The sequence below is a fragment of the Janthinobacterium leeuwenhoeki genome (genome assembly GCF_051380795.1).
In the GTDB taxonomy this organism is placed as follows: Bacteria; Pseudomonadota; Gammaproteobacteria; order Burkholderiales; family Burkholderiaceae_D; genus Janthinobacterium.
The window spans coordinates 37,927-60,598 of the sequence record NZ_JBNYXT010000007.1 but is presented as its reverse complement, the minus strand read 5'-3'; the positions used below and the strand labels follow the sequence as shown (position 1 = coordinate 60,598).

The 22,672-nt window shown below is 63.9% G+C and carries 22 protein-coding genes; 18 read left to right on the top strand and 4 right to left on the bottom strand.

Annotated features, from left to right (window positions below):
• Positions 1 to 242: 242 nt before the first annotated feature.
• From miaB to ACQ4WS_RS08455, 11 genes are all read left to right on the top strand, one after another.
• Positions 243 to 1,610 carry a tRNA (N6-isopentenyl adenosine(37)-C2)-methylthiotransferase MiaB gene (gene miaB, locus ACQ4WS_RS08505; RefSeq protein WP_436475346.1) on the top strand — a complete coding sequence of 456 codons (1,368 nt, stop codon included), beginning with the start codon at positions 243 to 245 and terminating at the stop codon, positions 1,608 to 1,610.
• Positions 1,607 to 2,671, top strand: a complete 1,065-nt coding sequence (locus tag ACQ4WS_RS08500) for a PhoH family protein (RefSeq protein ID WP_436475344.1) — start codon at positions 1,607 to 1,609, stop codon at positions 2,669 to 2,671. The genes miaB and ACQ4WS_RS08500 overlap by 4 nt, the downstream gene beginning before the upstream one ends.
• Positions 2,655 to 3,119 (top strand): rRNA maturation RNase YbeY, encoded by a 465-nt coding sequence (gene ybeY / locus ACQ4WS_RS08495; protein WP_436475342.1) that lies wholly within the window; start codon positions 2,655 to 2,657, stop codon positions 3,117 to 3,119. Before ACQ4WS_RS08500 ends, ybeY begins: the two co-directional genes overlap by 17 nt.
• A 4-nt stretch (positions 3,120 to 3,123) precedes the next feature.
• On the top strand, positions 3,124 to 3,543 hold the full coding sequence (locus tag ACQ4WS_RS08490) for a DUF4259 domain-containing protein (protein WP_436475341.1): 420 nt from the start codon (positions 3,124 to 3,126) through the stop codon (positions 3,541 to 3,543).
• 117 nt (positions 3,544 to 3,660) lie between these two features.
• The gene (locus tag ACQ4WS_RS08485; RefSeq protein ID WP_034746750.1) at positions 3,661 to 4,539 is read left to right on the top strand and encodes a CorC family transporter; all 879 of its coding nucleotides are present in this window, start codon (positions 3,661 to 3,663) and stop codon (positions 4,537 to 4,539) included.
• A 79-nt stretch (positions 4,540 to 4,618) separates the two neighbouring features.
• The gene (gene lnt / locus ACQ4WS_RS08480) at positions 4,619 to 6,145 is read left to right on the top strand and encodes an apolipoprotein N-acyltransferase (protein WP_436475339.1); all 1,527 of its coding nucleotides are present in this window, start codon (positions 4,619 to 4,621) and stop codon (positions 6,143 to 6,145) included.
• A gap of 145 nt (positions 6,146 to 6,290) precedes the next feature.
• A complete protein-coding gene (gene glyQ, locus ACQ4WS_RS08475; protein ID WP_436475337.1) occupies positions 6,291 to 7,208 on the top strand; it encodes a glycine--tRNA ligase subunit alpha in 918 nt (305 codons plus the stop codon).
• Between the two features lie 39 nt (positions 7,209 to 7,247).
• Entirely contained in the window at positions 7,248 to 9,350 is a 2,103-nt protein-coding gene (gene glyS / locus ACQ4WS_RS08470; RefSeq protein ID WP_436475335.1) for a glycine--tRNA ligase subunit beta, read from the top strand.
• On the top strand, positions 9,350 to 9,937 hold the full coding sequence (gene gmhB / locus ACQ4WS_RS08465; protein WP_436475333.1) for a D-glycero-beta-D-manno-heptose 1,7-bisphosphate 7-phosphatase: 588 nt from the start codon (positions 9,350 to 9,352) through the stop codon (positions 9,935 to 9,937). Before glyS ends, gmhB begins: the two co-directional genes overlap by 1 nt.
• A 16-nt stretch (positions 9,938 to 9,953) precedes the next feature.
• Complete coding sequence (locus ACQ4WS_RS08460; protein ID WP_100874414.1) at positions 9,954 to 10,694, top strand: lysophospholipid acyltransferase family protein; 741 nt, start codon at positions 9,954 to 9,956, stop codon at positions 10,692 to 10,694.
• Between the two features lie 44 nt (positions 10,695 to 10,738).
• Positions 10,739 to 11,662, top strand: a complete 924-nt coding sequence (locus ACQ4WS_RS08455) for a M48 family metallopeptidase (RefSeq protein ID WP_436475617.1) — start codon at positions 10,739 to 10,741, stop codon at positions 11,660 to 11,662.
• Here ACQ4WS_RS08455 and waaA read toward each other — a convergent pair.
• The 4 genes from waaA to ACQ4WS_RS08435 form a co-directional block, all read right to left on the bottom strand.
• Entirely contained in the window at positions 11,659 to 12,936 is a 1,278-nt protein-coding gene (waaA, locus tag ACQ4WS_RS08450) for a lipid IV(A) 3-deoxy-D-manno-octulosonic acid transferase (RefSeq protein WP_436475330.1), read from the bottom strand. The genes ACQ4WS_RS08455 and waaA overlap by 4 nt on opposite strands.
• A 32-nt stretch (positions 12,937 to 12,968) precedes the next feature.
• A complete protein-coding gene (gene waaC, locus ACQ4WS_RS08445) occupies positions 12,969 to 13,991 on the bottom strand; it encodes a lipopolysaccharide heptosyltransferase I (protein WP_436475328.1) in 1,023 nt (340 codons plus the stop codon).
• A 4-nt stretch (positions 13,992 to 13,995) separates the two neighbouring features.
• Entirely contained in the window at positions 13,996 to 15,378 is a 1,383-nt protein-coding gene (locus ACQ4WS_RS08440) for a phosphomannomutase/phosphoglucomutase (RefSeq protein ID WP_436475327.1), read from the bottom strand.
• A 90-nt stretch (positions 15,379 to 15,468) separates the two neighbouring features.
• Positions 15,469 to 15,777 (bottom strand): H-NS histone family protein, encoded by a 309-nt coding sequence (locus ACQ4WS_RS08435; protein WP_436475325.1) that lies wholly within the window; start codon positions 15,775 to 15,777, stop codon positions 15,469 to 15,471.
• Between the two features lie 452 nt (positions 15,778 to 16,229).
• On the opposite strand from ACQ4WS_RS08435, the gene ACQ4WS_RS08430 reads away from it, so the two are divergent.
• The 7 genes from ACQ4WS_RS08430 to ACQ4WS_RS08400 all read left to right on the top strand — a co-directional run bounded on the left by ACQ4WS_RS08430 (position 16,230) and on the right by ACQ4WS_RS08400 (position 22,667).
• Positions 16,230 to 17,069, top strand: coding sequence for a symmetrical bis(5'-nucleosyl)-tetraphosphatase (locus ACQ4WS_RS08430; RefSeq protein ID WP_436475323.1), 840 nt, complete (start codon positions 16,230 to 16,232; stop codon positions 17,067 to 17,069).
• Positions 17,070 to 17,162: 93 nt separating this feature from the next.
• A complete protein-coding gene (locus tag ACQ4WS_RS08425) occupies positions 17,163 to 18,083 on the top strand; it encodes an AraC family transcriptional regulator (protein WP_436475321.1) in 921 nt (306 codons plus the stop codon).
• A gap of 118 nt (positions 18,084 to 18,201) precedes the next feature.
• Positions 18,202 to 18,756 carry a carboxymuconolactone decarboxylase family protein gene (locus ACQ4WS_RS08420; protein ID WP_436475319.1) on the top strand — a complete coding sequence of 185 codons (555 nt, stop codon included), beginning with the start codon at positions 18,202 to 18,204 and terminating at the stop codon, positions 18,754 to 18,756.
• Between the two features lies 1 nt (position 18,757).
• Positions 18,758 to 19,843 (top strand): acyl-CoA dehydrogenase family protein, encoded by a 1,086-nt coding sequence (locus ACQ4WS_RS08415; protein WP_436475317.1) that lies wholly within the window; start codon positions 18,758 to 18,760, stop codon positions 19,841 to 19,843.
• On the top strand, positions 19,840 to 20,634 hold the full coding sequence (locus ACQ4WS_RS08410; RefSeq protein ID WP_436475315.1) for an ABC transporter ATP-binding protein: 795 nt from the start codon (positions 19,840 to 19,842) through the stop codon (positions 20,632 to 20,634). Before ACQ4WS_RS08415 ends, ACQ4WS_RS08410 begins: the two co-directional genes overlap by 4 nt.
• 21 nt (positions 20,635 to 20,655) lie before the next feature.
• Complete coding sequence (locus ACQ4WS_RS08405) at positions 20,656 to 21,900, top strand: ABC transporter substrate-binding protein (RefSeq protein WP_436475313.1); 1,245 nt, start codon at positions 20,656 to 20,658, stop codon at positions 21,898 to 21,900.
• A 2-nt stretch (positions 21,901 to 21,902) separates the two neighbouring features.
• On the top strand, positions 21,903 to 22,667 hold the full coding sequence (locus ACQ4WS_RS08400) for an ABC transporter permease (RefSeq protein ID WP_101482751.1): 765 nt from the start codon (positions 21,903 to 21,905) through the stop codon (positions 22,665 to 22,667).
• The last annotated feature ends 5 nt before the right edge of the window (positions 22,668 to 22,672 follow it).

Genomic DNA, 22,672 nt, shown 5'->3' with positions numbered 1-22,672 from the left:
GGGCATCATGAGACATGGCAGTGTAGGCAGGCGGCAACCTTGTCTGCAAGGTCAGCACAACATGGCCCGCCCCGGCGATTTACGCTAAACTATGGCCTGAACTTGCAGCGAGTCTGCCAGCGGGCAGCCAGAGGCACCCGGCCGGTCATCCACCGCGCCCCACCCTGAGCGCCCCCCTGCGCTGCAGCATCCTGCCCAGCAATCTTGTTTGCCGCCACATTTACCGATAAGCACACGACTCCATGCAGAAAAAAGTATTCATTAAAACCTTCGGCTGCCAGATGAACGAGTACGACTCGGACAAGATGGCCGACGTGCTGGGCGCCTCCGATGGCCTGGTGCGCACCGACACGCCGGAAGATGCCGATGTGATCCTGCTCAACACCTGCTCCGTGCGCGAAAAGGCGCAGGAAAAAGTGTTTTCCGACCTGGGCCGTTTGCGCGAGCTGAAACTGGCCAAGCCGCACCTCTTGATCGGCGTAGGCGGCTGCGTGGCCTCGCAGGAAGGCGACGCCATCGTCAAGCGCGCGCCGTATGTCGACATGGTCTTCGGCCCGCAAACCCTGCACCGCCTGCCGCAGATGATCGAACTGCGCCGCGCCAGCGGCGCCTCGCAAGTGGACATCAGCTTCCCGGAAATCGAAAAGTTCGACCACATGCCGCCGGCCAAGGTGGACGGCGCTTCGGCGTTCGTCTCCATCATGGAAGGCTGCAGCAAATATTGCAGCTACTGCGTCGTGCCCTACACGCGCGGCGAGGAAGTGTCGCGCCGCTTCGAGGACGTGCTGACGGAAGTGGCGGGCCTGGCCGCCCAGGGCGTCAAGGAAATCACCCTGCTGGGCCAGAACGTGAATGCCTACCGCGGCGCGATGGAAGGCGGCGAGATTGCCGACTTTGCCCTGCTGCTTGAGTACGTGGCCGACATTCCCGGCATCGAGCGCATGCGCTTCGTCACCAGCCACCCGAAGGAATTCACGCAGCGCCTGATCGACGCCTACGCAAAGATCCCGCAGCTGGTCGACCATCTGTACCTGCCGGCGCAGCACGGCTCCGACAAGATACTCGGCGCCATGAAGCGCGGCTACACGGGCCTCGAATACAAGTCCATCATCCGCCGCATCCGCGCCGTGCGGCCGAACATGGCCATTTCGTCTGACTTCATCGTCGGCTTCCCTGGCGAGACCAAGGCCGATTTCGATGCCATGATGAAGCTGATCGCCGACGTCGGCTTCGACAACAGTTACAGCTTCATCTTCAGCAAGCGCCCCGGCACGCCGGCAGCCAGCCTGGAAGACGACACGCCGCACGAAATCAAGCTGGCCCGTTTGCAGCAGCTGCAGGCGGCCATCGACGCCAACACGCGCAAATACAGCCTGGCCATGGTGGGCACGGTGCAAACCATCCTCGTCGAAGGCCGCTCCAAAAAGGATACGGACGACAGCGAGCTGCAAGGCCGCACCGAAAACAACCGCGTGGTCAATTTCGACGCCGGCCCGGACGCGCTGCAGCTGGTCGGCCAGCTGGTCGACGTGCGCATCACCGAAAGCCATTCCTACACCCTGCGCGGCGAACTTGTCGCCAGCGCACCCGCATTGAAAAGAGCCAGTTGAAAACCAAAGCCCCGATACAGCCGCATTACTTCATCCCCGAGCCGCTGGACAACACGCGCCTGGCGCACTTGTGCGGACCGCTCGATGAAAACCTGCGCCAGATTTCCGCAGCCCTCGACGTGACGATCTTCCGTCGCGGCGAAAAATTCATTGTCGGCGGCAGCAATGCCGAGCGCGCCGTGGAAATCCTGGAACAGTTCTACGCCATCGCCAACAAGGTCGTGCCGCTGGAAGAAGTGCAGCTGGCTCTGGTGGAACAGCGCGCGGGCCTGTCCGCCGCCTCGGAACACCACGCCAATGCGCCCATCAGCACTTTCGTCGAACCGGACATCGCCAGCCCCGTGCTGAAAACGCGGCGCGCCGACCTGCGCGGACGCACGCCGCACCAGATCGCTTACCTGCGCGACATCCTCGAACACGACATCAGCTTCGGCGTGGGTCCGGCCGGCACGGGTAAAACCTATCTGGCTGTCGCCTGCGCCGTCGACGCGCTCGAACGCGACGCCGTCAAGCGCATCATCCTGACGCGCCCCGCCGTCGAAGCGGGCGAGCGCCTGGGCTTCCTGCCGGGCGACCTGGCGCAAAAGGTCGATCCGTACCTGCGTCCCCTGTACGACGCGCTGTACGATTTGCTGGGCTTTGACCGCACACAGAAGCTGTTTGAAAAACAGGTGATCGAGATCGCCCCGCTGGCCTACATGCGCGGGCGCACCCTGAACCACGCGTTCGTCATCCTCGACGAGGCGCAAAACACCACCGTCGAGCAAATGAAAATGTTCCTGACGCGCATCGGCTTTGGCAGCAAGGCCGTGGTGACGGGCGACGTGACGCAAGTCGACCTGCACAAGAGCCAGACGAGCGGCCTGATTGACGCCGTGCAAGTGCTGAAAGACGTGCGCGGCATCGGCTTCACGCAATTTAACAGCACCGACGTGGTGCGCCATCCGCTCGTCGCGCGCATCGTCGACGCCTATGAAACGGCGCAAGCGGCCGGCGCCGACGCCGCCCAATTACTCCCCCTGATCAAACCAGCCGCCGCCAAAAATGTCCGAAAAAAATAAACTGTCCTTGTCCGTGCAATACCCGGATACCCGCCTGGAAAGCCTGATCACGCGCCCGAAAGTGCGCCGCTGGGTGAAGGCGGCCCTGTTCGCGCCCGCCGAATTGACCATCCGCTTCGTCGACGCGGAAGAAGGCCGTACCCTGAACCGCGATTACCGCGAAAAGGACTACGCCACCAACGTGCTGACGTTCGCCTACAACGAAGGCGAAGAGTTAAGCGACGACGAGCCGACGCGCGCCGACATCATCCTGTGCACGGACGTGCTGGAAAAGGAAGCGCAAGAACAAAAGAAGAACGTGGAAGAGCACACGGCCCATTTGATCGTGCACGGCGTGCTGCATGCGCAGGGCTACGATCACATGGATGACGAGGAAGCGGCCGAGATGGAGGGCCTGGAAACGGAGATCCTCGCAAAGCTCGGCATTACCGACCCGTACAAGGAGTAAGGCCATGGGAACCTGGGCGCTAGACGCCTTCGGCAACGACTACGCCATGGATTGGGCGCAGGATTTGCACGAATATAAAACCCTGGAACTGGTCGAGACCACGCTCGACAACGTTATCGACAGCCAGGAAGCGGAACTCGAAGCGCCTTTCGCCGCCGAGGCCCTGGCCGCGCTGGAAGTAATCGCGCGCCTCCTGGGCAAGCCGGGCGAGGACGACCCGGCCACCGCGGAAGTGGACGAATGGGTGGCCGCCTGCAAGAAGAAAGTCACGCCGCCGCTGCTGGAAAAGGCGCGCCTGGCCTTCGACAAGATCGGCGCGGAAGCGTCGGAACTGCGCCAGCTGTGGCAGGACAGCGAGCATTTCGCCGACTGGCAAGCCGACGTGGCGGCATTGCGCGCGCGCGTGCTGGGCGCGGACGCCTGAAACGTCGGGCAACGGCGCACTTCAGCGTATTAAATTTGCATCAAAAGTGGGGAAATCCGGTATTCCCTCACTTTTGGTGTATCCTATATCCCTTCGCAACAACGGCTCACGCCTCCTATGCCCGAGCACCCTAGTGGCGTCAGAACTGACGTCAAGCCCCACCGGTCACTGTTTGAACGCCTGACCGCACTCATTTCCCCCGAGCCAGAGAACCGTGCAGAATTGCTCGAAGTTCTACACGATGCGCATGAACGCAAGCTGATCGACGCCGACGCCCTGTCGATGATCGAAGGCGTGTTTCAGGTATCGGATCTCTGTGCGCGCGACATCATGATTCCCCGTTCGCAGATGGATGTCATCGACATCAGCAAGCCGATCGAGGAATGGATGCCGGAAGTCCTGTCCACCGCCCACTCGCGCTTCCCCGCGATCGAAGGCGAGCGCGACAAGGTCATCGGCATCCTGCTGGCGAAAGACTTGCTGCGCTATTACGCAGAAGAGACTTTCGACGTGCGCGACATGCTGCGCCCCGCCATCTTCATCCCCGAATCGAAACGCCTGAATGTGCTGCTGCGCGATTTCCGCGCCAACCACAATCACATGGCCATCGTCGTCGATGAATACAGCGGCGTCGCAGGCCTGATCACCATCGAAGACGTGCTGGAACAGATCGTCGGCGATATCGAGGACGAATACGACTTCGACGAAGCCGAGGACAATATCCTCTCGCTCAAAGAAGGCCAGTTCGGCCCGCGCTGGCGCGTCAAGGCGCTGACCGAGATCGAACAGTTCAACGAAGAAGTGGGCAGCCACCTGGTGGACGACGACGTCGACACCATCGGCGGCCTCGTTTCGAAGTACCTGGGCCGCATGGCGCACAAGGGCGATATTTTCGACCTGGGCAATCTGCGCTTCGAAGTGCTGCGCGCCGATGCACGCCAGGTGCACGTGCTGCTCGTCGAGCGCCTGCCCAATGTGCCGGAACTGGAACTCTGACATGCGCGTGCTGTAAATGCGTTTCAGACGCGTAGACCCCAATGCCCCCGCCAAACCGCCCCGCAGCACGTGGGCGCGCATGCTGACTGCCGCCATCGCCGGCGCCGTCGCCGTGCTGGCGTTCGCCCCTTTCGGTTACTGGCCGCTGCAAATCTTCAGCCTGGGCGTGCTGTTCTACCAGGTGCTGCGCGCTTCCAGCGTGAAAAGCGGCGCGTTGATCGGCTGGGCCTACGGCTTCGGCTGGTGCGCGGCCGGCACGCACTGGCTGTATATCTCCATGCACCGCTATGGCGACATGGCGGCGCCCCTGGCCGTCATCGCCGTGGCCCTGCTGGCCCTCTTGATGGCCATTTACGTGGCCCTGGCCATGGGCGCGGCCGCCTGGCTGCGCCAGCGCTGGGTGCTGTCCCTGCCCGCCATGACCCTGCTGGTGCTGCCGGCCACCTGGACGCTGTTCGAATGGACGCGCGGCTGGCTGTTTACGGGTTTCCCGTGGCTGGCCACCGGCTACGCCCACAATACCAGCCCGCTGGCAGGCTTTGCCCCCATCGTCGGCGCGTATGGCCTGGGCTGGCTGGCGGCCCTGTCCGCCGGCGCCCTGCTGCTGCTAGTCCCCCCCCTGCACCGCACACGCTGGAGCGCACTGGGCGGCGTCATCGCACTGTACGCGGCCGGCATCGGCTTGCAGTATGTGGCGTGGACGCACCCGGTCGGGCGCCCCATCACGGTACGCCTGTTGCAGGGCAACGTGCCGCAGCAGCAGAAGTTCGATCCCGGCTTCGTGCTGGGCGCCTTGCAGATGTACCAGAGCGCCATCACCAGCGCGCCGGCCGACCTGATCGCCACGCCTGAAACGGCCGTCACCGTGCTGCCGCACCAGCTTCCGCCCGGCTATCTGGATAGCCTGGCGACTTATTCGCAGCAGACGGGCAGCACGATTTTGGTCGGCATGCCGGTGCTCGACGAACAGCAGCGCTTTTACAATGCGGCGCTGGGGATCACGCCACAAGGCGCGCCGGGCCCCTACTACCAGTACCGCAAGCACCACCTGGTGCCGTTCGGCGAATTCGTGCCGCCCGGCCTGCACTGGTTTGTCGCCATGATGGCCATCCCGCTGGGCGACATGGGCCGCGGCGCCGAAGTGCAACCGCCTTTGGCCGTGCGCGACCAGCTGGTGTTGCCGAATATCTGCTACGAAGACTTGTTTGGCGAAGAAATCGCCGGCCAGCTGGCCAGCGCCCACCGCCATGGCAAGCAGTCGGCGTCCGTGCTGCTGAATATCTCGAACCTGGCCTGGTTTGGCGATTCGATCGCCATCCCGCAGCATCTGCAGATTTCGCAGATGCGCAGCCTGGAAACGGGCCGCCCCATGCTGCGCTCGACAAACACGGGCGCCACCGCCGTCATCGACGGCAAAGGCGTGGTGCAAAGCCTGCTGCCGCCGGAACAGCAAGCCACGCTGGCAGCCAAGGTGCAAGGCATGGGCGGCATGACGCCATACATTCTGTATGGCAATAAACTGGTGCTGGCCCTGGCTGCGCTGGCCTTGCTGACGGCCTTCCTGCTGTCGCGTGCCGCCCGCCGTGGCCGCGCCGCGCAGCAATAAGCGGCCGATATTGCCCGAAGAGTCACAGTGGGCCCGTAAAAACCGCTAAAATTAGCAAAACTCCGGCCCGGACGCTAGCCCAACAGCGTGCGGGCTTCAAGCAAACCTTAACAAAGCGCAGCCTCCCGCGCGGCGAACTCATACGATGCTCACATTTCAACAAATTATCCTGACCTTGCAAACCTATTGGGACAAGCAAGGTTGCGCCCTGCTCCAGCCTTACGACATGGAAGTCGGCGCCGGCACCTTCCACACAGGTACCTTCCTGCGCGCGATCGGCCCGGAACCCTGGCGCGCCGCGTATGTGCAGCCGTCGCGCCGCCCGAAGGATGGCCGCTATGGCGAAAACCCGAACCGCATGCAGCACTACTACCAGTACCAGGTGGTCTTGAAGCCGGCGCCGGAAAACATCCTCGACCTGTATCTGGGTTCGCTGGCCGCCCTGGGCCTGGATCTGCAGCAGAATGACGTGCGCTTCGTCGAAGACGACTGGGAAAGCCCGACCCTGGGCGCCTGGGGCCTGGGCTGGGAAGTCTGGCTGAACGGCATGGAAGTGACCCAATTTACCTACTTCCAGCAGGTGGGCGGCCTCGATTGCAAGCCCGTGCTGGGCGAAATCACCTACGGCATCGAACGCCTGGCCATGTATCTGCAAGGCGTGGAAAACGTGTATGACCTGGTATGGACCGAGTGGGAAGAAAACGGCACCACGAAAAAACTGAGCTACGGCGACGTCTTCCACCAGAACGAAGTGGAACAATCGACCTACAACTTCGAGCACGCGAATACGGACCTGCTGTTCGAACAGTTCGGCAACTATGAAGCGGAAGCGAAGCGTTTGATCGAGCTGCAACTGACCCTGCCCGCCTACGAAAAGATCATGAAAGCCTCGCACAGCTTCAATATGCTGGACGCGCGCGGCGCCATCTCGGTGACGGAACGTGCCGCCTATATTGGCCGCGTGCGCACCCTGTCGCGCCTGGTGGCACAAGCGTATTACGATTCGCGCGAGCGCCTCGGTTTCCCGATGCTGCCCGCCGCAGACCAACCCGCCGCCGCTTGATCGCCTAGCTCATACACCGCCGTACCAGACAAGAACACCATGAACCAAACACTGCTCATCGAACTGCTGACCGAAGAACTGCCGCCGAAAGCGCTGGCCAAACTGGGCACCGCCTTCACGGCCGGTATCGTCAACGGCCTGAAAGCGCGCGACTTCCTGGAAGCCGACAGCGTCGCCACCAGCTACGCCTCGCCGCGCCGCCTGGCCGTCTCCATCACCAACGTGCGCGAAGTCTCGCCCGATAAATCGATCCGCGAAAAAGTCCTGCCCGTCTCCGTGGCGCTGGACGCGAACGGCAACGGTACACCGCCGCTGGCCAAGAAACTGGCCGCGCTGGGCTTCCCCGACCTGACGGTGGCGGAACTGGAACGCGCCGTCGATGGCAAGGCCGAAAGCTTCTTCTACACCTACACGGCGCCAGGCAGCCAGCTCGCCACCGGCGCGCAGGCGGCATTGACGGAGTCGGCCGCCAAGCTGCCGATTCCAAAACTGATGAGCTATCAGCGCCCGGACGGCACCACCGTGCAATTCGTGCGCCCGGCCCACAGCCTGATCGCCCTGCACGGCATCAATATCCTGCCCCTGACGCTGCTGGGACTCACGGCCGGCCGCACCACCCTGGGCCACCGCTTCCTCACCGACGGCAAGGCTATCACCATCGCGCACGCGGAAAACTATGCGCCGTCGCTGATCCTCAACGCCAGCGTCATCGCCAGCAACGAGGAACGCAAGGAGCGCATCCGCGCCCAGTTGTTGGACAAGGCGGGTGCCGACCAGGTGCTGATGCCCGAAGCGCTGCTCGACGAAGTGACGGCCCTGGTCGAATGGCCGGTCGTGTATGAATGCCACTTCGAGGAAGAATTCCTGGCCGTGCCGCAGGAATGCCTGATCCTCACCATGCAGACAAACCAGAAATATTTTGCGCTGACCGACAGCGAAGGCAAGCTGCGTTCGCGCTTTTTGATCGTCTCGAACATCGAGACGGACACGCCGGAACACATCATCGGCGGCAACGAGCGCGTCGTGCGTCCGCGCCTGTCCGACGCCAAGTTCTTCTTCGAGCAAGACAAGAAGAAGACCCTGGCAGCGCGTCTGCCGCTGCTGGCCAACGTCGTGTATCACAACAAGCTGGGCACGCAAGCGGCCCGCACGGAAAGAGTCAAAGCATTAGCCGGCGCCATCGCGGCAAAATTGGGTGGCGACGTGGCATTGGCCGAACGCGGCGCCCTGCTGGCCAAGGCCGATTTGCTGACCGACATGGTGGGCGAATTCCCCGAGCTGCAAGGCATCATGGGCACGTATTACGCGCGCCATGACGGCGAACCGGAAGAAGTGGCGCTGGCCGCTTCCGAGCACTACCAGCCGCGCTTTGCCGGCGACGCCCTGCCATCGACCGCCACCGGCACCGCCGTGGCCCTGGCCGACAAGCTCGAAACCCTGGTCGGCATCTGGTCTATCGGCCTGGTGCCGACGGGCGACAAGGACCCGTTCGCGCTGCGCCGCCACGCCCTGGGCGTGCTGCGCATGCTGCTGGAAAAGCGCTTGCCCTTGTCTATCCAGGGCTTGCTGGCGGATGCTGCCGCACAGTTCGCAGCCATTCCCGGCTTCAAGGACCCGGTGGCGGATGTGACCACCTTCATGCTGGACCGCCTGCGCGGCATCCTGCGCGAACGCGGCTTCTCGCCGAATGAAATCGAAGCCGTCGTGGCGCAAAACCCGGACCGCCTGGACGACATCGTGCAGCGCCTGGAAGCCGTGCAGGCGTTTGCCGCCCTGCCGGAAAGCGCTTCGCTGGCAGGCGCCAACAAGCGCATCACCAACATCCTGAAAAAGAACGAGGAAGCCGTCAACCAGGTCGCCGCCGGCGGCGTCAACGTGGCGCTGCTGCAGGACGAGGCGGAGAAGAAACTCGCCGCCGCCGTCTCGCGCGTGCAGCCGGAAATCGACGCGGCCTTCGCCAAGGGCGATTTCACCAGCACCCTGCAAACGCTGGCGCAGTTGCGCGACGACGTCGATGGCTTCTTCAATGACGTGATGGTGATGGCCGAGGATGTCGCCCTGCGCAACAACCGCCTGGCCTTGCTGTCGTCGCTGCACGGCATGATGAACCGCGTGGCCGACATTTCCAAGCTGGCGGCATAATGGGCATTCCGGCGCTGAAATTGATTATTCTCGACCGCGACGGCGTCATTAATCATGACTCGCCGGACTTCATCAAGTCGCCGGCAGAATGGCTGCCGATTCCCGGCTCACTCGAAGCGATCGCCCGCCTGAACCAGGCTGGTTATCGCGTGGTCATCGCCTCGAACCAGTCGGGCATCGCGCGCGAATATTTCGACATGACGGTGTTGAACGCGATCCACCAGAAGATGCACACCCTGGCGCAGCAGGTGGGCGCCGATATCGATGCCATCTTCTTTTGCCCGCATGCGGGCGCGGACAATTGCGACTGCCGCAAGCCCAAGCCCGGCATGTTCCATGAAATTTCGCAGCGCTACAACACCAGCCTGAAAGGCGTGCCCACGGTCGGCGATTCGTTGCGCGACCTGCAGGCCGGTTTCATCAGCGGCTGCGTGCCCTACCTGGTCTTGACCGGCAAGGGCGAAAAAACCAACGAAACGGGTGGCCTGCCGCCCGGCACCCAGGTCTTCCCCGACCTGGCCGCCGTCGTTAGCCACCTGCTCAAGGCGCCAGCGGCACCGGCGCCCAGCGTGGCATTCAGTATCTAATCTTCGGAGAACCGCATTGCGTAATATTTCCCTGTTCCTGCGATCCCTGCTGTTCATGACCATCATGATCGTGGCGACCATCGTCTGGGCCTGCGTGTGTTTTTTTGCCGCGCCATTGAGCTACAACAAGCGCTATTGGGTCACCTCGCGCTGGAACGTGTTTATCCTGTGGTGTGCCAAGGTCATTTGCGGCATCCGCTATGAAGTCAAGGGCGCCGAGAATTTCCCCGATGCGCCGGCCATCGTGCTGTCGAAGCACCAGTCGGCATGGGAAACCATCTTTTTGCTGCCCAGCCTGCCCCGTCCGCTCGTGTATGTATTCAAGAAGGAGATCCTCTACATCCCTTTCTTCGGCTGGGCCATGGCGCTGCTGCGCATGATCCCCATCGACCGCAAGCAGGGCAAGCATGCGTTCAAGAGCGTCGTCGCGCATGGCAAGCGCCGCCTGGCCGACGGCCAATGGATTATCATGTTCCCGGAAGGCACACGCATCCCCGTGGGCCAGGCGGGCAAGTACAAGAGCGGCGGCACGCGCCTGGCCATCGCCACGGGCGCCGTGGTGGTACCGATTGCGCATAATTCAGGCGAATGCTGGCCCAAGCAGTCATTCCTCAAACGCCCGGGACTGATCACCGTCTCGATAGGCAAACCGATTTCGCCGGAAGGGCAAACCCCGGACAGCATGATGCAACAGGTGGAAAATTGGATAGAATCAGAAATGCGCGTCATTTCGCCTCACGCCTACAACGCTGGCTAGACGGCATCAGCGCGATCATCCAGGAGCCGACACTGCGCCAGCAGATGAAGACCATCAAGGTCGGCGACCAGCAACTGGATTTGTTCGCGCATGACGTCTCGACCAGCACGCCCCCGGCGGTGCGCCCCACGGCACCGCCAGCGCCGCCCGTGGCGCCACCGCTGGTGGCACCCGCGCCCCACATCGTCCGTCCTGCCCCACCTCCCCTGCCTTCCCCGCCACGCACCGCCGATGGCCCGCCGCTGCGCCAGTTGCAGCTGGGCAACCACCTCGTCGAATTCGCCCTGCGCCGCTCCACGCGCCGTTCCATCGGCTTCATGATCGACGATAACGGCTTGCGCGTCACGGCACCCAAGCGCGTCACCCTGGCCGAAATCGACAACGCTATCCGCGCCAAGCAAGGCTGGATCGTCTCGAAGCTGCTGGAACGGGGCGAGCGCAAGGTGCAGCGCCAGCAGCGCCAGCCCGTGGCATGGGTCGATGGCGCCGTGCTGCCCTACCTTGGTGGCGAGATCACATTGCGACTGCACCAGGCGCCGCGCCACCGCGCCAGCTTCCAGCGCGAAACCAATGAGCTGCACGTATGGGTCACGCCCACGGGCAGCGAACAACAGTTGAAGGAAAAAGTGAAGGGCTGGTTCCAGCACGAGGCGCGCCAGCTGTTCGAAGCGCGCCTGGACGTGTATGCGGACAAGCTGGGCGTGCGCTACGATTCATTGTCGCTATCGTCGGCCGGCACGCGCTGGGGCAGTTGCACCATCGAGCGCAAGATCCGCCTGAACTGGCGCCTGATCCACTTCGCCCTGCCGCTGATCGACTACGTGGTGGCGCACGAACTGTCGCACCTGCTGGAAATGAACCACAGCCCCCGCTTCTGGGCCACCGTGGAATCGATCTATCCCGACTACGATGGCGCCAAGCAGACGCTCAGAAAACGTTCGCAGGAATTGCCCGTCCTGTTCAATTAAGCTGGCAGCAAAGGTTTGAGCGCAGCAATGGTGCGTGGCGTGGCCCCCCGGTGCTGGTTGGCAAACGCCAGCGCTTTTTCTCCCATCGCCGATAAACGCGCAGTATCCTGCAGCAATGCCGCCGCTTGCGCCATCAGCGCGTCGGCATCCGCCACCCGCGCGGCGCCGCCGGCGGCAATCGCCTGCTCGGTCACCAGCGCAAAGTTGAAGGTATGGGGACCGATCAGCACGGGCTTGCCCAGGGCCGCCGGCTCGATCAGGTTTTGCCCGCCCAGCGGCAGCAGGCTGCCGCCGACGAAAGCGCAATCGCAAGCCGCGTAATAGGCAAACATCTCGCCCATCGAGTCGCCCAGCAGCACCTGCGTGCCCACGGCAACGGCGTCGTCCTGCGTCAGGCCGGACCTGCGCTGCACGGCCAGGCCGTGCGCGGCGATTATTTTTTCCACCTCGTCGAAGCGCTGCGGATGGCGCGGCACGATCAGCAGCAGCGCGTCAGGTGGCAGGCTAGCGCGCACCAGCGCTTCGAGGATCAACTGCTCCTCACCTTCGCGCGTACTGGCGCACAGCAGCACGGGGCGTGTACCGATGGCGCCGCGCAGCCAGGCGCCCGTCGCCAGCGCCGCCTCGGGCACGACGACGTCGAACTTGATGCTGCCCGTGACGAGCACGCCCTGCACGCCCAACTGGCGCACGCGATCGGCGTCATCCTGCGTTTGCGCCGCCACCAGGGTGATGCCGCGCGCTGCATCGGTGATGAGCTTACCCAGGCGCTGCGCCTTGCCCAACGAACGCTGCGACAATCGCGCATTGGCCAGTACCACGGGCACTTTGTAGCGATTACATTGGTGGATCAGGTTAGGCCACACTTCCGTCTCCATCAGGATGCAGATGCGCGGCGCGAAATGGCGAATGAAACTGGCCGGCATGGCGCCCGTATCATACGGCAGATAGCTTTGCACCAGGCGCGCGCCGTGTTTGGCGAACAGAGACTTGCCCGTGGCGCGCCCCGTCGGCGTCATGTGCGTGAGGACGATGCGGCATGCGGGCCATGCTGCCAGCAGCGCATCGATCAGCGGCTCGGCCGCGCGCGTCTCGCCGACGGAGACGGCGTGCAACCAGAGCGTCGGCATCTGGGACTCGGACTTGCGCCCGTAAAAGCCCAGGCGTTCGCCCCAGTGCTGGCGGTAGCCGGGTTCCTGGCGTCCGCGCAGCCACAGCCGCGCCAGCACCAGGGGCAAGGCCAGCCACCAGGCGAGGGTATAAAGAAGTCGCATGATTGTTTAATGTTGAAGTCTGGCGGTTGAAGTCAGGCGGGAGGGTAGTCGGCCAGCAGGCGCTGTGCCGCGGCCAGCACTTCCGGCACGCCGGGCGGCGCACCCTTGTCGCCCAGGTTGATGATTTTCGGCGACCAGTTGCCTTCCGTTTTCCATAGTGGCGAATCGGCATAGATTTCCACCGTCGGACGCACAAAGGCGGCGGCGATATGCGTCAGGCCCGTGTCGACGCCGACCACCAGCGCCGCGTGGCGCGCCAGCAGGTTGGCGTCGCCCATCGACAGTTTCGGCAGCACGCGCGCGTTCGGCAGGCTGGCCGCCAGTTGTTCGGCTTCCGCCTTTTCCTTGGGCGACCCCCAGGGCAGCAAGATGGACATGGGCGCGAGCGCATGGCCCAGGGCGATCCAGTTCTGCGGCGCCCATTTCTTGGCGTCGCGCGCCGTACCGTGGAAATACACGCAGTAGGGCGCCGCGCCCATCCAGTCGGGGCGAGGCTCGCTGCCTGACACTGTCGGCAAGCCGAAATCGGCCGGCGTGTCGACCGTGTAGCCGAGTGCGGCGGCGGCCACCAGGCGACCGCGCGCTACCGCATGCGTGCGCGGATCGAGCGGAATGCTTTTCGTGTGAAACAGGCGCGAGATGCCTTCGTAGCCGGAGCCTTCGCTGCCATTGGCCAGGCCGACCTTCTGTCCGCCCGGCGCCAGACGCGCGGCGCCCATGATGATGCCCGTCTTGAGCAAGCCCTGGGTATCGAACACATAATCGTAACGCGTCTGGCGCAGGCTGCGGAAGAAGGCGGCGATTTCCGCGCGCGTCTCTTTCTTGCCCAGGCTCTTGCGCCAGCGCCGCAGCGCAAACGGAAAAATCGTATTCACGCGCGGGTTCAGGCGCACCAGGCTGGTATAGCCTTCCTCGACCACCCAGTCGATGGTCGCGTGCGGAAAATGGCGGGCGATGTCCGCCACCATCGGCAGGTTATGCAGCACGTCACCCAGCGAAGACACCCGCACCAGCAGGATTTTCAGGGGCGCCTGTGCGCCTGATTGACCGGCCATGCTGTCAGAACGGCAGCATGGCGTCTGGCTTGGCGGCCAGGATCACGCTCTTGAACTGCCCCTGGATGCGTGCCAGGGCTTGCGGCGTTTCCGCTTCGAAGCGCATGACGATCACCGGCGTGGTGTTCGAAGAGCGGGCCAGGCCGAAGCCGTCCGCGTATTCCACGCGCAAGCCATCGATGGTGATGATCTGTTCATTGCCCGGGAAGACGGCATCGCGGCGCAGCATGTCCATCAGCGCGACGTTCTCGCCTTCCTTCAGTTCCAGGTGCAGTTCCGGCGTGCTGTCGGACTGCGGCAGGGAGTTCAACAGGGCCGAAGGATCGGCTTCGCGTGTGAGGATTTCCAGCAGGCGGGCGGCCGAATACAGGCCGTCGTCAAAACCGTACCAGCGGTCCTTGAAGAAGATATGGCCGCTCATTTCGCCGCCCAGCGGCGCCCCCGTCTCGCGCAGCTTGGCTTTCACCAGCGAGTGGCCCGTCTTGTACATCAGCGGCACGCCGCCATGTTTGCTGATCCACGGCGCCAGGTGGCGCGTGCATTTCACGTCATACAAAATCTGCGCGCCTGGGTGGCGGGTCAGCACGTCGGCGGCAAACAGCATCATCTGGCGGTCAGGGTAGATGATCTGGCCATCCTTGGTGACCACGCCCAGGCGGTCGCCGTCGCCATCGAAGGCGATGCCGATTTCGGCATCCGTCTCGGCCAGGCAGCGGATCAGGTCTTGCAGGTTTTCCGGATGCGCCGGGTCCGGGTGGTGGTTAGGGAAATTACCGTCGACTTCGCAGAACAGTTCGATGACTTCGCAACCCATGCCGCGGAACAGATCGCCCGCGAATGCGCCGGCCACGCCATTGCCGCAATCGACGGCGATCTTGATCGGGCGCGCCAGCTTGACGTCGCCCAGGATGCGCTCCAGATAGGCGGCGCGGATATCGTGCATGGTGTAGCTGCCCGGGTTGGCGCTGGCGCTGCCGTCATGCGCGACGATGCTGTGGTACAGCGCCTGGATCGCCTCGCCGTGGATCGCTTCGCCCGCGAGCACCATCTTGAAGCCGTTGTAGTCGGGTGGATTGTGGCTGCCCGTGACCATGATGCCGGAGCGCGTGTCGAGCACATTCGTGCCGAAATAAACCATCGGCGTGGCCACCACGCCCAGGTCGATCACGTCGACGCCTGCCGCTTGCAAACCCTGCGCCAGCGCCGCCGTCAATTCCGGCCCCGACAGGCGGCCATCGCGGCCGATCACGACCCGCTGCTCGCCCTTGGCCAGGGCTGCCTGGCCAAATGCCTGACCGATCTTGTGGGCCACACTGGCATCGAGGGTTTTAGCGATGATGCCGCGAATATCGTAGGCCTTGAAGATCGTTCTGGACAATGGAAGCATGGTGTGGGCGGTATAAAGTAGGGTCAAATGGGGTGCCTGGCAAGTAGCAACGCGACCAAACGCTTGCTACTGCGCCAAGAGTATACCGAATTATACGCGCAGCAGATCGATCGACTTGCCCGATTCCACCCACTGCTTGACCCACAGCGGCTGGCGACCACGGCCTGTCCATTGCTCGGCCGCATTGTCAGGATGGCGGTAACGTACTGCGACTTTGCCCGTGCGCGGGTGCAAGCCGTCGAGTATCAGCTGTTTCAGCGGAATACCCGCTTGCTGCGCGATGGCCATGATCTGTTCGCGCGCCTTGTTCAAATCTTCACGCTCGCGGCCGTTCAATTCCTGCTTCACATTATCTTCCAGCTTGCGCAATTCCAGCAACGTCATCGTAGACAGATCCATCCGGTATATCCTTTACATTATTAAATAATAAAATCACGTGAAATATACTACATTGCATAAACATCTGCGCACCGTTGCATAATCCATCGCCCATTAAATCACAGCCATCGGCATATTTATCTGCTCAACATTAAGATTGCATGAGGAATATGCCGAAAGCGGGCGTGAAAAATAAATAAATATGGATGAGTGGCATTCCGGCATGCCTGCGCATGCTGCTTGCAAGGCTGGCATGGCGCGGCGATCCATGCCGAAAAACCTGCTGAGGGATTATTATCGATATGCGGCAGCGGGAAATGCAGCTCAATTAAATCCCCATGCAGCATAATCGGTATCCGCTTCTTCTTCCCGTCGGCCGTGCGCGCAATTGCTGAAAGAAAGGCAATGTACCCAACGCCAAAGGGCTGGCATGCTTATAATGCAGGCGCGCAGTTCACTTCCCCCTGGCACATATGAAAACTTACTTTATCGGCGATCTGCAAGGCTGCCATGCACAAACCGTCGAGCTGATCGAACGGATCCAGGCGGCGGCAGATGGCCCGTACCGCCTGCTGTTCGCGGGCGACTTGATCAATCGCGGCCCGGCCTCGCTGGCCACCCTGCGCCACGTATACGCGCTGGCGCAGCAGGGCCTGGCCGACAGCGTCCTGGGCAACCATGACTTGCACCTGCTGGCCGTGGCCAACGGCATCCGCCCCGAGCATGCGTCCGATACGCTGGCAGAAATCCTCGACGCGCCCGACCGCGATGAGTTGATCAACTGGCTGCGCCAGCGGCCACTGGCACTGGAACACGATGGCCATGTGCTCGTGCATGCGGGCTTGCTGCCGCAATGGAGCGCGGCCCAGGCCCTGTCCCTGAGCGGGGAAGTGTCCGCCATGCTGCGCAGCGACGGTTGGGTGGCGTTCCTGCGCAGCATGTACGGCAACGAGCCGGCCGCCTGGCGCGACGAGCTGCAGGGCGCCGACCGGCTGCGCTGCATCGTCAACGCCATGACGCGCCTGCGCTTTTGCACGCCGGACGGCGTGATGGACTTCAAAATGAAGGAGAGCGGCAGCCCGCCGCCGGGCTCCGGCCTGCTGCCCTGGTTCGACGTGCCGGGACGGCGCAGCGCTGGCGACACCATCGTCTTCGGCCACTGGTCGGCGCTGGGACTGCAGTTGCGGGAGCACCTGATCGGCCTTGATAGCGGCTGCGTGTGGGGTGGAAAACTGTCGGCCGTGTGCCTGGAAGACCGCTCGCTGCTGCAAGTCGACTGTCCTGCTTTCCAGCAGCACAGTGGCAAGCAGTAAGCGGCAGGCATGGCACGCATATGCTTAGTCGAAATCGGTCGTTGGCCTTGCCGCGCGTGGCCCGTATGATGGCGCTTTTGCCTGTGCGATCCCATGCATCCTGATACCGACAGACTGGCGCGCTGGCTGCTCGGCAGCCTGGAACTCGACACCGCCGTCCTGCATGTGGGCCAGTACTGTGGCCGCTGGCGCGCCTCCACGGCGGGCCGTGAACTGGGCAGCTTTCACCTGGTGCTCGATGGCCACTGCTATTTGCACCTCGATGGCGCGGCGCCGATTGCCCTCGGCCCGCGCGACGGCGTCTTCCTGCTGCGCGACTTGCCACACTTTCTCAGTCCCCACAGCGACCCGCTGCAGGCGGCGAGCGCGCAAGCCATGCTGCCGCTGCAATCGCCCACGGACGAGCAGGCGACGGCGCTGGCCTGCGGCTTCTTTCAATTTCGCGGCGCCCTCTCCGCGCTGATCGTCGACTCCTTCCCGCCGTATCTGCTGATACGCGGCGACGCGCCCGCCTTCAGCGCCGCCGCTTCGCTGTTCGACCTGATCCTGCTTGAAGCGGGCGGCGATCCGGAACAACCGTCGCCGCTGATCGCGCGCCTAGTCGAACTGCTGTTCTTTTACCTGATCCGTCATGTGGCGCAGGGGGAGCAGGTGGCGGCCGGCCTGCTGTCGCTGCTGCACCAGCCCGCGTTTTCGCCGCTGCTCGAACGCATGCTCGACGCCCCCGCCGCCGACTGGTCGATCGAGAACATGGCCAAGGCAGCGTGCATGTCGCGCGCCAGCTTCTGCAAGCATTTCGCCAGCGCCAGCGGCCACTCGCCGGCCCAGTTCCTGCTCCTGCTGCGCATGAAGATCGCCGCGCGCCGGCTGCACGATGGCCTCTCCGTCGAACGCGCGGCCGAACTGGTGGGCTACCGCTCGCACGCCGCCTTTACGCGCGCCTTCAAGCGGGTCACGGGCGAGCAGCCGGGCGCCTACCGGCGCGACCAGCGCCTGCGCCAGCTGGCAAACTGAGATCAAGGTTGGCGAAATCAAAGACGAACGAGCACAAAAGGACGACGCTGACGTCTGTTACGCGCACGGCATGGCCGATATAATGCCCGGGTGACTTACCAACTTAGCAAGGTACCCCATGTCCCGTCTGACGCTGCACACTCTCGATACCGCCCCGGCCGACAGCCGCCCCTTCGTGGAAAAGGCTATCGCCAACAATGGCTTCCTGCCCAACCTGATCGGCGTGCTGGCCAACGCCCCGCTAGCCCTGGAAACCTATCTGACCGTCTCCGGCATCAATGCGCGTGCCAGCCTGACGTTAATGGAACGCGAAGTGGTGCAGATCACGGCAGCGCGCATCCATGGCTGCGACTTCTGCATCGCCGGCCATAGCGCCATCTCGCTGAAAAAAGCGGGCCAGACGCCAGACACGGTGCGCGCCCTGCAGCACGGCCAGCCGACGGGTGATGCCAAACTGGATGCCGTCGCCGCCTTCGCCACGGCCGTCATCGCCACGCGCGGCGCCGTCAGCGACGCCGAATATCAAGCCTTCCTGGCAGCCGGCTACAACGAACAGCAGGCGCTGGAAGTCGTGCTGGGCATCAGCCTGGCCACCCTGTGCAATTTCTCCAATAGTCTCGCCGGCACGCCCGTCAATCCGCAATTGACGCCCTACCTGCCTGGCGCCGTCTGACATGGGCAAGCTCACTGACTGGCTGCACACGCATGCCGACCAGCTCGACCAATCGTCGGCACTGGCTGAAACCGTTTTGCCCGCCCTCGCTGGCGACCAGCTGCTGGCCATCGGCGTGCCGCAGGAACATGGCGGCGCGGGCGGCGACGTGCGCGACGCCATCGCCGCCATCGCCAAAGTGGCCGGGCAATCGGTGACGGCCGCTTTTGTCTTCTGGGGCCAGCGCTGCTTCATCGAATTCCTGCTGCAAAGCGAGAACCGCGCGCTGGCCGAGCGCCGCTTGCCAGGCCTGCTGGCAGGCACGCAGGCAGGCGCCAGCGGTTTGTCGAACGCCATGAAATTCTTGTCCGGCATCGAGCAGCTGCAAATCACGGGCGCGCGCCACGACGACGGCTTGCTGGTCGATGGCGGCCTGGCCTGGGTGACGAACTTGCGCAAGGCGGGCTTTGTCGCGGCGGCCGCCGTGGCGCCCAACGACGGCGCCCCACCCGTCATCGTCGCCTTTGACAGCAGCACGGCAGGCGTCAAGCGCAGCGACGACCTGGACCTGATCGCCCTGCGCGGCAGCAATACGGCCTCCGTCAAACTGGCGCAGGTACACATCCCCGCCGCGGACATCATCAGCGACAACGCGCCAGCCTGGCTGCCGCAGGTGCGTCCATCGTTCCTCGGCATGCAATGCGGCCTGTCGATCGGCCTGGCGCGCGCCAGCCTGGCCAAAGCGGCGCAGATTTCCGCCGGTTCGCGCAACCAGCTCACGCCACGCATCGAAGCGCTGCAAGCGACCCTGGAGGCCGCCGTCGACACCTTGCTGGCCGGCGTGCACGATGGCCGCTTCAAGACGCAGGCGCCAGCCATGTTCCGCCTGCGCATACAGCTGGCCGACGTGCTGCAGCAGGCGCTGATGCTGGAACTGCAAGCCATGGGCGGGCGCGCCTACCTGAACGCGGAGCAGCAGGGCTTTGCCCGCCGCTGGCGCGAATCGTCGTTCATCCCCATCGTCACCCCCAGCCTGACGCAATTGCAGGCAGCCTTGCAGCTGTTCGACAGCCAGCAGGCGGCCAAGGCCGCGGGAGCACCCGCATGACGGCAGCTGCGCAAGACTGGGCGCTGCAGGCGCAGGACCTCAGCTACGCCTATCCTGGCACGGCGCCCGTGTTCCAGCACGTCTCGCTGGGCGTGCGCAAGCGCGAAATTGTCTGCCTGCTGGGCGGCAGCGGCTGCGGCAAATCGAGCCTGCTACGCGTGCTGGCCGGCTTGCAGCCGCCGTCGACGGGCGCGATCCAGTTTCTCGATACGCCCATGCGCGAACCGGATCCGCGCAGCGCCCTCGTGTTCCAGCAGGCGAGCCTTTTGCCGTGGCTGAACGTCACGGGCAATGCCGGTTTTGGCCTAGACTTCAAGCACCAGCCGCAGCTCACGCGCGAGGCGCACCAGGCGCGCGTGGCGCAAGCCATCGAAGCGGTGGGCCTGAAGGGCCGCGAAAAGCTGTACCCGTCCGCCCTGTCGGGCGGCATGGCGCAGCGCGTGGCCTTGGCCCGCGCGCTGGCGCGCGAACCGGAACTACTGTTTGCCGACGAACCATTTTCCGCGCTCGACGCCATCACGCGCGCCGAGATGCAATCGCTGCTGGTCGACGTGGTGCACCGCTGGCACACGGCCGTGCTGCTGGTCACGCACGATATCGATGAAGCCATCCTGGTGGCCGACCGCATCTTGCTGATGGGTGGCAAACCGGGCAACATCGTGCGCGAGTGGCCCGTCGCCATCGCCCAGCCGCGCATCGGCCACAGCACCGAGGTGATCGCCCTGAAAATGGATATCCTTGCCGCGCTGCAGGCGCTACAACAGCAAGACCAGGCCCACGCCGCACATTAATGCACCTTATTGGAACCCATCATGCCCCTCCCCAACGATAACAAACCCCTGCACATCTGCGCCTCGTCCGATTGCGACTGCGGCCTGACGCGGCGCGACTTCCTGCGCATGTCGGCCCTGGCCACGGCCAGCGTTGCCTCGCCGCTGCTGTTCGCTGGCGACGCCATGGCCCAGCAAGGCCCGAAAGGCGACGACCAGCCGGTGAAAATCGGCTACCTGCCGATCACCGACGCCACCCCGCTGCTCGTCGCCCACGCCCGAAAAATGTTCGAAGCGGAAGGCTTGCAGGCGGAAACGCCGCGCCTGTTCCGCAGCTGGGCGCAGATCATCGAAGCCTTCGTCGCCGGCCAGGTCAACGTGATTCACCTGCTGTCGCCGGCCACCCTGTGGGTGCGCTACGGCGCCAAGTTCCCGGCGAAAGTCGTCGCCTGGAACCACGTCAACGGCTCCGCGCTGACGGTGGCCAACGAGATCAACAAGGTCTCCGACCTGGGCGGGCGCACGGTCGCCATCCCGTTCTGGTACTCGATCCACAACATCCTGCTGCAGCAAATCCTGTCCTCGAATGGCTTGACGCCCGTCACGCGCGCGCGCAACGCGGCCATCAAGCCGAATGAAGTCAACCTGATCGTGCTGGCGCCGGCCGAAATGGTCTCCGCGCTGGCCAGCAAGTCCATCGCCGGCTACATCGTGGCCGAGCCGTTCAATGCGGCGGCGGAAAACGCCGGCATCGGCAAGATCCTGCGCTTCTCGGGCGACGTGTGGAAAAACCATGCATGCTGCGTCACCTTCCTGTCCGAACGCGACATCAACACGCGTCCCGAATGGGCGCAAAAGGTCACCAACGCCATCGTCAAGGCGCAGCTGTGGACGCGCTCGAACCAGGTCGACACGGCCAAGCTGCTGTCGAACGTGGGCGAGCACCGTTACACGCCGCATCCGCTGCAGGTGCTGACCAAGGTGCTGGCCACCACCGATTACGCCGGCTATGAAAAGCAGGGCCTGATCGTGCACAAGAACTGGCAGCAGCGCCGCATCGACTTCCAGCCGTATCCATTTGCCTCATACACGGAAGAACTGGTGCGCGCCATCGGCCGCACCAAGGTCGAAGGCGATACGCGCTTCCTGGCCAAGCTCGATCCGAAGTTCGCCGCGCGCGACCTGGTCGATGACCGCTTCGTGCGCAAGGCCATCACGGCAGTCGGCGGCCCGGCCGCCTTCGGCCTGCCTGCCAATCTGCTGCGCAGCGAAACCGTGGCGGTCTGACGATGGCAAGCAAGTTGTTCACGAAGTTCGGCCTGCCCCTGGTGGGGCTGGCCTGTGCCTTGCTGCTGTGGTCCATGGGCGTGACGGCGCTGGAGAAATCCACGCCCATCGCCACCGCCTTTGCGCCGCTGCCCACGGCGCTGGCATTCAAGGAAATGCTGGGCGGTTCCGACATCTGGCTGCACGTGGTACTGAGCCTGCAAAGGGTGGCCGTCGGCCTGGGGCTGGCCATCGTCATCGGCGTGCCGCTGGGCGTGCTGGTGGCCATGTCGAAAAGTTTTTCCGGCGCGGCCATGCCGCTGTTCCAGCTGCTGCGCATGATTTCGCCGCTGTCGTGGATGCCGATTGCCGTGATGGTGCTGGGCGTCGGTGACGCGCCCGTATACTTCCTGCTGGCGTTTGCGGCCGTCTGGCCGATTCTGCTCAATACGGCGGCCGGCGTGGCGCGGCTCGATCCGAACTGGCTGCTGCTGGCGCGCAGCCTGTCGGCCACGCGCAGCGAGATCGTCTTCAAGGTGATTTTACCGGGCATCACGGCCGACATCCTGACGGGCGTGCGCCTGGCCATCGGCATCATCTGGATCGTGCTGGTACCGGCGGAAATGCTGGGCGTGTCGGCCGGTCTCGGCTACTTCATCCTCGACACGCGCGACCGCCTCGCGTATTCGGAGCTGATGGCCGCCATCGTGCTGATCGGGATTTTAGGGTTTATCCTCGACTACCTGGCCCGCGCCGCGCATGCGCGCTGGCTGCACGTGAAGAACTAAGCCAA